This window comes from Paenibacillus swuensis (assembly GCF_001644605.1).
Classification (GTDB): Bacteria; Bacillota; Bacilli; order Paenibacillales; family DY6; genus Paenibacillus_N; species Paenibacillus_N swuensis.
Map to the genome: position 1 here is coordinate 3,912,388 of NZ_CP011388.1, position 13,447 is coordinate 3,925,834.

Here is a 13,447-nt window from a genome sequence, read left to right on the forward strand (position 1 = left end):
GCTCTTTCGAAGCGATGTCAGTGCCTCACATTAAACTTGTACGATATTCATACTTTCGATATGCTGTTTCGTTTCTTCCGTTCCCAACTCATGAATTTTGCGATATAACGTTTTCATATCGTCCTTGAATTCAAGGTTAGTGGAATCGGTTTCGTTCGACTTGTAAGGAATCATCGCCTTGAAATGACTCTTCTCGTCATCCGTTTGTAATGTGTTCATATGCTCCATTAAACTTTCGGCTTCCTCTTCAGTCGCGCGGATGACAAATTCATAGTTCTCGCCGTAGGTTTCTTTACGCACAAATGCCTCGGCCACTGAAATGTAGTATGTCTCTTTTTCCATCTTCCACACTCCCAACAGCAATAATTAAATGATATAACTGTATTTACCCATTCTGAGAGTGACTGAAACAAGTTTAACACTAATTTCTTAAAAGAAAATAAAAATATATTAAAGTCGTCAAAAAAAGCTGCGCTTTATTACGATTAGCGCAGCTAATATAATGAATAACGTTAAGCTACTCTTGATGCTCGGAAGAACTGACGTAGGCGTTAGGATATTTATCTTCTCCACCTATATTACTGTTCTTGATCTGACTCTTTCTTCCGTTGCGATGCTCCCCGCCATTAACAGTTAATTGATTCTCAACATTGATATCTTCGTGTCTGCGGGTATGGCCGTCTTCGCTATGATGTCCGGGCATAGTCAATCCTCCTGTTCGGATAAGTTGTTTCAGATCTTAGAATAACCCAATCCGATCAAGCTTATGAAGAATGATACAGTTATAGACCGTCGCTTAGAGTCGCATTATAGCGAGGATTGCGAGTGCCCGGGAAATGATTGTTAAGAAAGCGCTGTATGATCCAGAAATCTCAGTGTTTTTACGATATGATTCAACAAGCTTGGTATATCATCTATATGGGTCTCCGTGATTACATGGTCAAAGGATATTTGAATGTTATTCAGATATTGGGGTGATTCATCACCGAACAGATAACTGATTTGTTGAGTCATGGTTATACCCTTTCCCCAAATTTGCCGTATCCCTTCGCCTAGAACATGACATTCCTGATCGGGATTAACTATACGTGTACGGAATCGAATAGACAAATTACAGCCGGGATCCGAACCCTTCTGTTCAAGTATTTCAGCGGCCAAATTGGCGAGATTCGCCGATAAACGTACATGAGCTTGCGCAGGTTCAGCAATACTGTCACGCAATATGAAGCGCAATCGAAAATCTCTCGACATGACGGACAAATCAACCAGGTCCGATCGGTCTGTCACCAGGATTCTCCCCGCCAGATCCAAATCATAAATCCCTCCTTCCAGTACTACTTTCAAGTTGTCATACACCGTCGGATCAAACAATTTCTATCACACTCATTTCACTAAAAATTCTAAGATGTAAATATATGATAAAAAATATAAAAAAATTCAAAAAAAGATATAGAAAACACTTCCAATAAGAACAAATGTTTGTTATGATTATAACAAGAACAAATGTTCCTGAGAAGGGGTGCAGGTTATGAGATTTTGTGAACACTATCGTTTTATTGAGAGGGATTACTGGTTTCATAAGGCAGTCCAATCAAGTGAACATCTTTCAGTCGAGCAAATTGACACGATGTTGGACCGCATGGCATTGGAGTGGAAGGATTTGACGTTTAAGTTTTATCCGGATGGTTCTGTAACCATTATGGATAATGAAAGTCAAACTTATTTGAAACCTGGAGACTTGACCGGTGCAAGCTTAGATTTTTATATTAGGAAACGCATACGATTCATAAAGGTCATGCTAAGCGAACAACAACTGAAATACGCTTAACATACCAAAGCTACGTACTTAGTGAGTACCACACATAAACTTCTTCCATGATCTCAGGCTTTTCTCTCCGTTCACATTCATCTATAATCCAATCTAACTTCTGATCTGCGCCATTACCTAATTGAGTTTGGGCTTCTTTTATCACTTGTTCGTCAGTCATACTCTTCAGCTTCAACCGATATTCCTGTTCTGAGTTTTTCATATATTCTTTCCTTTCGTTCTCATTAGTCAAGAAAAGCCTCAATGTTCTGAGGCTTTCCTTCTATCAATCAATCTAATTATTTATAAGGAGTAAAGAAATTCTGGGTATAATATACGTTCATCTTGCCACCGAACGATACCCCCACACCCAGCCTAGTGTTATCTGACATGAGGTTAGTTCGATGTCCTTCGGAATTCATCCACGCTTCGTGAGCATAGATCGCATTTTGCTGACCTGCGGCAATATTCTCCGCAGCCGATTGAAAGATGATGCCGTCTGTCTTCATTCGATCTAATGGACTTGTTCCTGAAGGGCTGGAATGATCGAAGTAACGATTAACAATCATATCCGCGCTGTGTTTGCGCGCTGTAGATGACACAGACTTGTCCCAAATAAACGGAGTTTTACCCAATCTTACCCGAAGGGCATTTGCGATGTCAAAACTTTGTTGCTCATATGCCGAGATCAGCTCTGACCCATGATGTTGAACTAAACTTTCTTCAGCTTTAGCTTGAACCACAAGAACGGATGTTACTCTGTTTTGCGTATACTTGTCATAAAACAGCGTTACATAATTCGCTCCCAAGCGATAACGACCGATATGTTCATTATCATTAAGTATATATTTTACGTTGTTCTTCATGATGGATGTGACGGGAGCACCCATTTGTTGTTCCGCGTCTCTCTTCGAAGTACCGACTGTAATGTTATTCTTTAAGGTCCAACCGTTGGCATTGGTATATAAAGCCACTGCAATTCCGTTGGATATGCCCACCTGAATGTAATTTTTGTACTTATTATGATAAATATACCATGTGAAACCGTATTCGCTTGGATCCTTTCGTACCGGCGCTCCCAATCGGGTGGTTACTGTCTCAATGCTGTCTCCAACCTCTATTCCCATTAATGAAACAGATGGTTTAGAACCAGTCGCTACAGGTTTCGGAGCTTGAACTGTGCTTTCTAAGGTAGCTTGTCCGCGATTAATCCATATGATTCCAGTAATCGAATCCCATTTCACGGTAGAGCCTGCTGTTTCACTGACAAATCTTAAAGGAACTAAAGTCTGTCCGCGCACGATTTGCGGTGCCACCGGCATGGCAATAGATTTATTATCCACTAGCGCCAGCTTCGATTGAAGCTTTAATTCAATGCGTTTTCCACTTTTGCTGCCAGTAATCGTCTGTGTCGGGGAGTTCCAACCCACCTTAAATCCCAGCTCTTCAAAGATGGACCTGAATGGTACCATTGTGCTGCCATTATGTGTAATTACGGGTTGATCAAGTTGAATCGACTTGCCATCCACCTTTATGATCCGTGGCTCTGCTGCGGATATTACCTGAGGAATGGCTATGCATCCGGCAAGCAATGCCGTTATTAGCGTCCTTGTTCTCAAAATTTCAATGTCCCTCCCTAAGTATGGATAACATCATTTTAGCATATGAAACAGGAAATTTAGGGAAATTTCAAATATTTTAGCACAAGATAAGATTTGTTGAAACTTGCAGGCATACCTCCATTCCACTATACTAGAAGAATTGAACCAGTGTTAACATTTAAGGAGGACCTTTTCCATGGCTTACCGTCCGCAAGTAGTCAGTGCTCAAATCGTAAGTAAGAATCAATCCAATGACCTCTTTCAAGTAGTAGCTCAATTAGAAGATCGTCTTGAATGTCGATTAACTTTCAGCGGAGATGCTTCCACAGGAGATGCCAAAGCAACTCACATTAGCCGATTGTTGAAAGAACCTTGCCCGATTTGCCGTAAAGATTACTTATGTAATTGCATGACTCGTTATATGGAACCTATTTCAGTTCAGGTACTAGAGAAACTGAAATAACCCCATACTGAAACAATAAAAGTCCCTTCACAGGGACTTTTTTGCTTATCTTACGTTATTATACGTTTGAAATAACACATCTGCCATCACCTGATACCCTCTGTCATTGGGGTGAACAAAGTCATCGGATATCAGTCGATCATACTCCGACGCAAAGGCTTCAAGTACGGGCACATAATGAATCGTCTCCGAGTTAAATACTTTCATGGGACGATTGAAGCGCCGAACCCATATTCGGGCTTCATCCATGGATGGAACGGGATTATAAAGGTCTAGCAAAAATAGCTGAAAGTCAGATTTATAGTCCTTTATTCGGGCAATTAATCCAATAATATCTTGCAGGAAATGACGATATGCACGTACAGCCAGTTTTAACGGTTCGGTCACTCCCTCCATGAAATATGGCTTGGCCGCTTGCAGCAAGTCGTTCCCGCCTGCCGTTAGTGTGATCCAATTAGAATCCCGTAAACGATGCTGTATTTCATCGTTTTCCAGTATATATCGGTAGATCTGTTCTGAAGTCGCTCCGTTTACCCCATAGTTATACAACAGAATCGGCTGTTGCAACTGTTGCTCCAATTTTTGCCGAAAAATTTCCGTAAAGCCTCCAGCTTGGGTACCGCCATAGCCTACAGTCAAGGAATCTCCAATGGCTGTATACTGTAAGTGGCGCTCCAGAACAGAATCCGGATTTGCCGATCCATTAGGAAGATCCGATTCCATCATGTGTATCCTTCCTCTCTACAAGCACTCAATTACTTATCATATTATGTGAGAGAAGGAATGAATAGTATCTTCGGTTTCAACAGATTGATCTTGTTACGTGTTGTTTAATTTTCGCGGCCGGAAAGCCAATCCGGATAATGTAAACAAGAGATAAGCCATTCCCAAAAAAAGAAATATGCTGCTGATCGAGACATATCTTATTCCATACCCCCCTAATAACGGTCCGGTAATGCTTCCGATACTGAACTGTATAGAGGCGATAACATTGGCAGCGGGTAGTATATTTCGGGGAAGCACATCCGCGCAATAAGCTAAACCAAGGGAGTAGAATGAACCTACAACCCCGCCGGCGCAGATGAAGAACACGAATAACAGAACTAAGTGGTCACCAGCTGCTGGAATCGCGAAGAACAGCAAGGATCCGATAAACCCCGTTACCATCAGTACCGGCTTACGCCCAACCTTGTCACTCCATATACCTAGAGGTAATTGTAAAACTAACGTTCCAACACCAAACGCAAGCAACAATAAGGAAATCCATTGTTGATTCAGATCAATCCTTAGCCCATACAACGGAAAGTTACTGTTCATCGAAGCTTCCATGAACCCGTATAGAAAAGTAGGGATTAATGCAAACCAGGCAATTCGATAAGTACGAATAAATCGGTTCCCCTCTTGGTTTATTTCTTTGCCTGCCCATTCCGGGTAAGAGTTAGGCAGCCGCAGTACCAGAATTAGTACAACCGCAAAGAAAACCCCGCTGACGATGAAAGGCACCGCTTCACCATATGGCAGCAGATTAATGCCAAGCGGGCCGATACTGAAACCAATGCCATAGGCCATCCCGTATAAAGAGATATAACGTCCTCTCCGGTCAGCCGGACTTGAGCTGACGATCCATAATTGCGTGGCATAATGCAACGCGCTGTCACCGATTCCGACAAGCAGTCTCAAGACAAACCAGAACGAGAGCGCGTGGGAAAGCGGAAACAGAACGGTAGCTGCCGTGACTAAAGTAATTCCTGCTATGATTACCGTACGATATCCATAACGCATGACAGGCTTCTCTATAATAAACATCGTAAAGAAAATCCCGATATAGAGCGCGGTGGAATTCAAACCGTTCGTTTCAGCGGAGACGCCGTAATGTTCAAGTAAGATAGACAGTAAGGGCAACAACAAGCCTTGGCTCAAGCCGGCTACAATAATAACAAGCAACAAACTAACAAGCTGATATCTTGGTGAAATGATTCTCTGGGGTGACAATATAATCCTCCTATTTGTAAACTGAACACTGTACAATTAACCTACCCATTGTAGCCGACTTAAATGAAAAAGGCGAGTTGATCGAAATATACTTAAATGTAAAGGAGGCAATGGCTGTGAACCGTAGATCATTTCTCACTAAAGCTTTCATGGCTGGCGGTGCATTACTCCTTACTCCAACCTATTCTTTCTTTAAAGAACGTCTTTGGTACGAAGAGAAACATGTTACAATATCCATCCCCTTTCTGCCTAACGCTATGAATGGGTTGCGTGTTGTGCACTTCAGCGATTTACATGCCGGACATTTCTATGGTGAAGAGCAGCTTGCCGAATTAGTTCGACGAATTAACCTGTTGCAACCCGATGTGCTTTGTTTTACAGGAGATCTATATGATGGACCGATAGCAGAAAACGACGGTTTAACCGAGTTGTTGGCACAATTAAAGGCATCCAATGGTAAATTTGCAGTGCTAGGAAATCATGACTATTGGGACTCACCAAAGAAAGTTACGGCACGGTTGCAAGAAGCGGGGTTTACAGTACTAAATAACAAACACGCCATGATAACCAAGAATAACAGCGAACTATACATTGCCGGATTGAAAAATGTGACTTGGGATCAACCTGACCTTATGGATGCGATTAAAGGTATTCCGAAGGAAGCTTGTACCCTCTTGCTCGTACATGAGCCTGACTTTGCGGACCGGATCGATGATAAATCATCTGTATCTTTACAGTTATCCGGACACAGCCATGGAGGACAAATCCGGTTGCCGGGCATTGGAGCATTGATTACACCTCCGCGGGGTAGTAAATATGTGGACGGTCTCTACCGCCTGCCAGGAGGATTACAAGTGTACACAAATCGAGGTATAGGTACGTCCCAGTTGCCTTTGCGGTTATTCTGCAGACCGGAAATCACGATTCTCACGCTGAAACGCAAAATGTAATCTTCCAACAACAAAGCCTCCCGGGATCGGGAGGCTTTGCATCACCTTTTACTATTTTAATATATAAAGAACGTTTCGTTTCTCTTTCCACTCCAACCGCTGTGTCTCGATCCGCAGGAAGATGGGCTCCGGAATACCTTGTATGACTAGCACAGGATGATTCATCAGGAAGGCGTTCGGAAGGTGCAATGAGGATTGAAGTAAATATTCTTCATGAAATTCATTGGTTATCGGTGCTTTCAGTTCAGCACTCAGCGTGCCAAATACCCGAAATAAGCCGGATTCTTCCGTTAACTCGGATTTGTTCCAATCCATTTGCTCCGCCAGCATGGAATGAAAGGAGTGACGCCTCCCGTTCTTGTCTTTAAAGACCAAATGCTCCAGTTCGATGTTGCTTGTATGAATCTTAAGTCTTGCTACTTCCAAAGCTTGCCTCTTTGTTTCGCTCCGTACTAACATCGATACGCTCGCACCAAACCTGCAAATCGTGAATAGTCCCTTAGCTTTTAGCATCCGCATACCCCTCAGTTCATACGAATATTGTAAGTTAACTATATGAATGAATATGGAGGTTTAGAACACTGTTTGTTTACATAATATTTATTATGTAAACAAGTAGTGAATTTAAACAAAAAGCTCTGCCATTGACGACAGAGCTTAGGATGCTACATATACCATTCCCAACGGTTTGCTTTCGCTTGCAGCATGGGATGAGCTTCATCTTGCGTTGTGCCGATCAGAACGAAACGAACTTCCCGAATCCAAGGGTCCAACGCGCCGAATTGAGCTAATCGATTAGCGGTATCCTTTCTCATGGCGATGAAGATGGGTCCATCATACTTATCTTGGAGAAAACGCATCGTCATCTCAAAGGGAGTATACTTCCCCCGTTTATCCTCGAAATTGTCGATGGAAACCTGCAAACCGGACTCATCTCGATTCCGATAGTCTTCCAGAATTTCTCCTAATTCGTCGATTCGCTTGTAGTAAGGCTTATCCGCGCTAAGCTTCATTCGTTTAAGAGTTGCCTCTGAGAGCACATACCCGACCCATTTCCGAAACCGTCTGTCGAGCGCAAAGGATAACAAGCGCAAGGTGAATTTCTCAGCTTGGTGATCGAATGTATCGTACACAATGAATGTGCCGCGCCTGCTTCCCGGATCCGGAACGTAACCGTAAGGAACCATCTCATTCTGTGAAGTAACGGCAATCTCCTCCTAGTCGAGTACGGCTTTAATATGTTTATCGGTGATGGACCAATGCGAGGTATTCCATCCCTGTTCTTTATTCTTAACCAATATGATCTGAGGTGATGCGTGCTTCACTTGCAAGTCTTCCGCGATTTTATTGGACACCGGACGGGATTCAATCACCTTCACCATCAAATATTTATAATTTTCATTAGGCGTTCCGTCCAGATAGGTGTCGAACTCCTCCAAAGCGCTAGAACTTACCGGGCAAGTCGTACTGTGCTTCAAGATCACCAATGGCTGTTCGCCGGAACGTTCCAAAGCCTCTTCCCATTCATTCAATTGTGTAATTTCAGTCCATTTAGCCATCCGAATCGTCTCCTTCACATCTATGATTTCTACCTTACCTTACTTATTATAATAAAAATCCGCCCAAAACAAAAACCGCCCCTCAAGGCGGTCTGTATGGTGTTCAGTCTATTTCACTTACTCGTATTTCGTTACGATAAATTTATCGCCGTCTTCTACGTGTTTCACAGTGAATTTGCCTGCATCTTTCGTTGTTACAACATGCTCATCTTCTTCACCGGCTTCAACCGTAACATCTTCGAATTTAGAAGCAAGCAACTCTTGTTTAAAGAATGGCTCAGCGTTTACTACTACGCGGTCTTCCGCTTTCTTGTCAGTTACATAGTGAGTGATAATGGCATCGGACAATGCGCCGTCGAAATAACCGTCCAGAATTTCTTTCGCATCTTCTTTAGTTTTGGAAGTCATCACAGGTGTCGTTTCGTCTGCTGCAACATCATGATGGAACAGTGCGTTTACTTTAACTACAGCCACTTTCACGGCGTTATAAGCAACTTGGTTTGTCTTAGCTACCTCTTCTTCTGTCGGTTTGTTGTTGGAACATGCGGCTACCGCGAGCACGATTGCAAGCAACATAACCCCTGTAAAAAGCTTTTTCATCATTTTCTTTCATCCTCCCGATTTGTCTATCTTTGTATTGTGTTTGTCATGCTGAACTGGAGAATAGTTCTATACATATCAAACTTTTTTAATTATAGTAGTGCTAGAGGCGTTCTGGCAAGTGAAGAAATTTTTATAACGATCCTTTCGGAGGAATGCGTGTTGAGTTATACCGTTCAAATTGATTTTTCACCCGCTTATGAGATGGTAGGAAGCTTTATTATATTTTGCAAAAAAAAATGGACCAAGCACCTCGACATCGGAAGTGACTGGACCAAAAAAACGGAGTTGCGGTTCGAGCCTTCTTTTCTGGAAGCGGTGGACCGAATTCAATCGATACAAATGTTGGATCTTTTCTATCTATGGGTATGGCAATCCCCGGAGAAGTCCGATACCGGCAAGTTTTTGCGTTGGCTGGATTCCCTTACTGAACCCGAATTGAAAGATTACCTGCAACCCTATACGGAACTGTTGCCGGAGGACTTAATGGAACAAACGGCCCATTTCTCCGGATTGCTTGCGGAATGGAACCGCTTGTACTTTACCCGTCTAGACAAAGAAATGCTGATGACGCTGCACCATGATTATCAATTAAAGAGTGTGCTTACAGCCAAAATGGAGCCCCAAAAGCTCGTAGAGTTATGTACTTCAGGTGTAATTCTGGAGCCGGTGGAAGGATTGCATCATGTCATCCTGGTCCCAACCATTCATTTCAGACCCTTGAACCACTATAATTGCTACCGAGGCTTGATGATCATGCATTACTCCTTGGACGGACCCGATCCCGAAGAGGGAGATATGCCCCCGGTCCATCTTACGAGAATAACCCGTGCCTTGTCTGACCCCAGCAGGCTTCAGCTTCTGCGATATATCGTCAACGAGCCGAAAAGTTTCACTGAGGTCGTTCAAGAATCCAAGTTGTCCAAAGGAACAGTACACCATCATATGATGATGCTTCGCGCCGCAGGTCTTGTGCGAATCCACATTCACGGACTTCAGGAACGGTTCTCCTTCCGGACCGAAGGCATTGCCGAATTGAAAGGCTTCCTGGAGTATTACCTGGAATGAACTCAGGCTTCGCGTTCCAACTGTAACGCCCCGGTATCGGCATCGGGCATTACAATTCTGCCCGAATAAGCGCCTTCTTCCCCCGTGAACTTCAACTTGTTCGTCCGACCTTTGGTCACGAGCGCTTGGAGCATTACGGGGGTTATGGTTTTGCCCAGCGAGTTCTTCCATATCACGAACGAGCAGCCCTCCCGGTGACGGCTGCAGCCGAAGCCTCGTTTGCCCTCCAGCAACTGTCCGCCGCACCCTGTGCGCGGACAAGCGGGCAAACTCGCTGCAGCCTCACCCGCGCCCGTTCGCGCAGCGCGGGCGCGGGCAGGAGCGCCACCCCCGGCGGTTTCACCCGCCGCGGGCCGCGCTCCCTCCGGAGGGGCCTGCCTAGCGGCCCCTCCGCCCTTGCCTGCGGCGCCTTTGCGGGCGCTGCCCTTGCCCGCAGGTGCCGCTTCGCCCGGCTCGAACGCTTGCCGGGAGGCGCGGGCCTGCACCCTCACCTTGTCGACGATGACCCGAGTGAACTTGATGACATTGTTCATGAAGGTATCGCCCTCGGCGATCCCTCCCGCAATCTCATTCAATCGGCGTTCCCACGCCCCGGTCATCTCCGGTGAGGTCAGCAGATCAACCCCGGCGCCGCGAATGAGTTCAATCGCGGTGCGGCCTTTGGGCGTAATCCGGATTTGCTTACCCTGCATCCCGATGTAGCCCACGTTCTTGAGCCGCTCGATGGTGGCGGCGCGGGTGGCCGGTGTGCCCAGCCCCGCATCCTTCATCGCCTCGCGGAGCTCATCGTTCTCGATCTGCTTGCCGGCGCTCTCCATCGCCTTCAGCAGTGTACCCTCGGTGAAATGCTTCGGAGGCTGCGTATCCTTCTCCTTAACAATTGCATCCTTACATTGTACAGGCAAGTCCCTGTTTACGGTAAAGGGCGTGTTCGTTTCTTCCTCTTCCTCCGAGTCCTCGTCCCTGGATGACTTGCTCTTCGCCTTATCCTTCTTCTGATCCGCGTAAATGACTTTCCAGCCTAATGACAGCAACTCCTTGACCGTGGTCTTAAAGAGTTCCCCTTCAACCTTTGTCATAACGGTGTGCAATTTGTATTCCGCGGCCGGATAGAACTGCGCCAGAAATCTGCGCACGATGAGATCATACAGCTTCTGTTCGTCGGCGGACAAACCCTGCGCGCGTTTACGTGTGGGGAGAATCGCATGGTGATCTTCCACTTTAACCGGATTGCACAGATTCTTGTTGTTCTTATGAACGAGGCTGCGGTTCGCGTTCTGCACAAACTCGTCATAGGCCGAGCCTTTTAACATATCAAGTGATTTATGCATCTCCGGGATGTTCTGCTCCGTTACGAAGTTGGAGTTGGTTCTTGGGTAAGAGATGACTTTATGTTTTTCATATAGCGTTTGAGCGACATCCAGCGTCTTCTTGGCCGAAAAACTGAATTTCGCGTTCGCATCCCGTTGCAAGAGCGTTAGATCATACAACTTGTAAGGATACTCTTTTGTTTCCTTTACTTCATAGCTGTCGATAACACCAGGTTTCCCTTTCACTCGCGATGCCAAGGCTTCGGCCTTCTTAGGGTCTGTAAAGCGATCCCCCTGCCACATGCCTTTATAGACGAGATCACCTTGCTCAAAATGCCCTTCCAGTTCAAAATATTTCAACGAATCAAACATTTCGATCTCACGGTTACGGTCATAGATCAGAGCCAAAACCGGCGTTTGTACCCGGCCGACGGACAATAACACGTTATGCTTGGTCGTAAAAGCCCGGGATCCGTTCATCCCGATCAACCAATCCGCTTCACTGCGGGCTCTTGCAGCCCGGGTTAAGTTCTCGAAATCTACACCGTCGCGCAAATTCTCGAAACCTTTGCGAATCGTCTCCGGTGTCAAATCGGATATCCATAGCCGCTTTACCGGTTGACTCAGCTTGAGATGGCGTTGAATCAGGGAGAATATGTGCTGTCCTTCCCTACCGGCATCGCAAGCATTGACCAGCCGGTCACAGCTTTTGGCCAAGTCGCCGATCACCTTCAACTGATCCTTCGTCCTTGCGTTGGGAATCAGCTTGAAATGATCGGGAATGATCGGCAGATCGTTGAAGTTCCACTTCTTATATTTGTCGTCATACAAGTCCGGCTCCGCCAAACCAAGCAAGTGCCCGATCGCCCAAGTGATAATGTAACGTTCTCCCTCAATATGCGTTCGTTTGTTAACCGATTTCGGTTCGATGGCGGCGGCTATATTCCTGCCCATATCCGGTTTCTCGGCTATTATTAAAGTTTTCAACCGTAACCCTTCCTCTCCCGTGGCGGGTCTGATTTAGAAGCACAGAGCAATGAAGTCGCTCTGCTCTATAGGGCCAAAGTACGTTTTCACGTTCACGTCCTTCAGTACATTCGTAAGATCTTCCTCAGTGTGGCGAACATTCATAAGACGTTCCGCAATCTCAGCCACATCGCCTGTTCCGAAGAAATCTCCGTAAATATGCGCTTCCCGAATGATGCCTTGCTCAATTTCAAGTCGCACATCAATCGTTCCGATGCCCTCAAACCGCTTGGAGTTGCGGAAGTTATACTGCGGGGATTGTCCGAAGTTCCAGTCCCAGTTTCGGTAACGGTCCTCCGATATCTCCCTTATTTTGACCCAATCCGTATCTGTCAGCTTGTACTGCTCTATCTGGCCTTCACCATAAATAGCCCTCAGTATATGCTGCTTGAACTGTTCGATGGTCATGTCGTCGGCAAGAAACTCTGTAATGTTAGCTACACGGCTGCGCACCGACTTCACGCCTTTGGATTGGATTTTCTCGGGATTTACATTCAGAGCTTGTACGACATGGTCCATTTCCGTATTGAACAGCAGGGTACCGTGCGTAAACATACGGCCCCGGGTTGAAAACTGCGCGTTCCCAGAAATTTTACGTTCGCCTACCTGAATATCGTTCCGACCGGTTAATTCGGCTTCAACCCCCATCGATCGGAGCGCTTGTACAACCGGTTCTGTGAATTTCTTGTAATTGTTAAAGGATTTCCCGTCGTCTTTGGTGATAAAACTGAAATTCAAGTTACCCAAATCATGATAAACCGCGCCTCCGCCGGAAAGTCTCCTTACGACATGAATCTGATTCTCCTTTACATAGGGGAGGTTGATTTCTTCCAGCGTATTTTGATTTTTGCCGATAATGATGGAGGGTTCGTTAATATAAAATAACAAATAATCCTGATCCATGTTCAGGTGTCTTAAAGCAAATTCTTCAATGGCCAGATTAATGCCCGGGTCGTGATGTCCCTCGTGGTCGATAAACAGCATATGTACCATCCTCCGTATCCGCAATTAAGTAAGAACAGGCCCCACCGGCAACTATCCTCACCGATCGGACCCGTTCATTCGGTATCA

General features: G+C 45.3%; 17 protein-coding genes. 4 read left to right on the plus strand and 13 right to left on the minus strand.

What is annotated here, in order from left to right; genetic code table 11:
• Positions 1-30 precede the first annotated feature (30 nt).
• From SY83_RS17405 to SY83_RS17415, 3 genes are all read right to left on the minus strand, one after another.
• Positions 31-342, minus strand: coding sequence for a hypothetical protein (locus tag SY83_RS17405; protein ID WP_068608811.1), 312 nt, complete (start codon positions 340-342; stop codon positions 31-33).
• A 175-nt stretch (positions 343-517) separates the two neighbouring features.
• Positions 518-703, minus strand: a complete 186-nt coding sequence (locus SY83_RS17410; protein ID WP_068608813.1) for a hypothetical protein — start codon at positions 701-703, stop codon at positions 518-520.
• Positions 704-843: 140 nt separating this feature from the next.
• Positions 844-1,344 carry a hypothetical protein gene (locus tag SY83_RS17415; protein WP_157279878.1) on the minus strand — a complete coding sequence of 167 codons (501 nt, stop codon included), beginning with the start codon at positions 1,342-1,344 and terminating at the stop codon, positions 844-846.
• A 184-nt stretch (positions 1,345-1,528) separates the two neighbouring features.
• On the opposite strand from SY83_RS17415, the gene SY83_RS17420 reads away from it, so the two are divergent.
• The gene (locus SY83_RS17420; RefSeq protein ID WP_068608817.1) at positions 1,529-1,828 is read left to right on the plus strand and encodes a hypothetical protein; all 300 of its coding nucleotides are present in this window, start codon (positions 1,529-1,531) and stop codon (positions 1,826-1,828) included.
• Between the two features lie 10 nt (positions 1,829-1,838).
• Here SY83_RS17420 and SY83_RS17425 read toward each other — a convergent pair whose 3' ends face one another.
• Both SY83_RS17425 and SY83_RS17430 read right to left on the minus strand, forming a co-directional pair.
• On the minus strand, positions 1,839-2,060 hold the full coding sequence (locus SY83_RS17425; RefSeq protein WP_157279879.1) for a hypothetical protein: 222 nt from the start codon (positions 2,058-2,060) through the stop codon (positions 1,839-1,841).
• Positions 2,061-2,106: 46 nt separating this feature from the next.
• Complete coding sequence (locus tag SY83_RS17430) at positions 2,107-3,426, minus strand: stalk domain-containing protein (RefSeq protein ID WP_068608821.1); 1,320 nt, start codon at positions 3,424-3,426, stop codon at positions 2,107-2,109.
• Positions 3,427-3,604: 178 nt separating this feature from the next.
• Here SY83_RS17430 and SY83_RS17435 point away from each other — a divergent pair, with 178 nt between their 5' ends.
• The gene (locus SY83_RS17435; protein WP_068608824.1) at positions 3,605-3,871 is read left to right on the plus strand and encodes a hypothetical protein; all 267 of its coding nucleotides are present in this window, start codon (positions 3,605-3,607) and stop codon (positions 3,869-3,871) included.
• A 45-nt stretch (positions 3,872-3,916) separates the two neighbouring features.
• On the opposite strand, the gene SY83_RS17440 is transcribed toward SY83_RS17435, so the two are convergent.
• A complete protein-coding gene (locus SY83_RS17440) occupies positions 3,917-4,597 on the minus strand; it encodes a GDSL-type esterase/lipase family protein (protein WP_068608826.1) in 681 nt (226 codons plus the stop codon).
• 93 nt (positions 4,598-4,690) lie between these two features.
• Entirely contained in the window at positions 4,691-5,863 is a 1,173-nt protein-coding gene (locus SY83_RS17445) for an MFS transporter (protein ID WP_407944596.1), read from the minus strand.
• 116 nt (positions 5,864-5,979) lie between these two features.
• Between SY83_RS17445 and SY83_RS17450 the strand changes: the two genes are divergently transcribed.
• Positions 5,980-6,813, plus strand: a complete 834-nt coding sequence (locus SY83_RS17450) for a metallophosphoesterase (protein ID WP_197479887.1) — start codon at positions 5,980-5,982, stop codon at positions 6,811-6,813.
• A 51-nt stretch (positions 6,814-6,864) separates the two neighbouring features.
• On the opposite strand, the gene SY83_RS17455 is transcribed toward SY83_RS17450, so the two are convergent.
• The 4 genes from SY83_RS17455 to SY83_RS23355 all read right to left on the minus strand — a co-directional run bounded on the left by SY83_RS17455 (position 6,865) and on the right by SY83_RS23355 (position 8,975).
• On the minus strand, positions 6,865-7,326 hold the full coding sequence (locus tag SY83_RS17455) for a hypothetical protein (protein WP_157279880.1): 462 nt from the start codon (positions 7,324-7,326) through the stop codon (positions 6,865-6,867).
• 152 nt (positions 7,327-7,478) lie between these two features.
• Complete coding sequence (locus SY83_RS17460; protein ID WP_068608833.1) at positions 7,479-8,000, minus strand: hypothetical protein; 522 nt, start codon at positions 7,998-8,000, stop codon at positions 7,479-7,481.
• Between the two features lie 30 nt (positions 8,001-8,030).
• Complete coding sequence (gene ytxJ, locus SY83_RS17465; RefSeq protein ID WP_068608835.1) at positions 8,031-8,372, minus strand: bacillithiol system redox-active protein YtxJ; 342 nt, start codon at positions 8,370-8,372, stop codon at positions 8,031-8,033.
• 117 nt (positions 8,373-8,489) lie between these two features.
• Positions 8,490-8,975: a hypothetical protein gene (locus SY83_RS23355; protein ID WP_068608837.1), complete on the minus strand. Its 486-nt coding sequence runs from the start codon at positions 8,973-8,975 to the stop codon at positions 8,490-8,492.
• A gap of 159 nt (positions 8,976-9,134) precedes the next feature.
• On the opposite strand from SY83_RS23355, the gene SY83_RS23360 reads away from it, so the two are divergent.
• Positions 9,135-10,040, plus strand: coding sequence for an ArsR/SmtB family transcription factor (locus SY83_RS23360; protein ID WP_068608839.1), 906 nt, complete (start codon positions 9,135-9,137; stop codon positions 10,038-10,040).
• A gap of 2 nt (positions 10,041-10,042) precedes the next feature.
• Here the strand turns inward: SY83_RS23360 and SY83_RS17480 are convergent, their stop codons facing one another.
• Positions 10,043-12,337 (minus strand): type IA DNA topoisomerase, encoded by a 2,295-nt coding sequence (locus tag SY83_RS17480; protein WP_068608842.1) that lies wholly within the window; start codon positions 12,335-12,337, stop codon positions 10,043-10,045.
• A 33-nt stretch (positions 12,338-12,370) separates the two neighbouring features.
• Positions 12,371-13,360: a lipoate--protein ligase gene (locus SY83_RS17485; RefSeq protein WP_068608844.1), complete on the minus strand. Its 990-nt coding sequence runs from the start codon at positions 13,358-13,360 to the stop codon at positions 12,371-12,373.
• Positions 13,361-13,447: the final 87 nt, after the last annotated feature.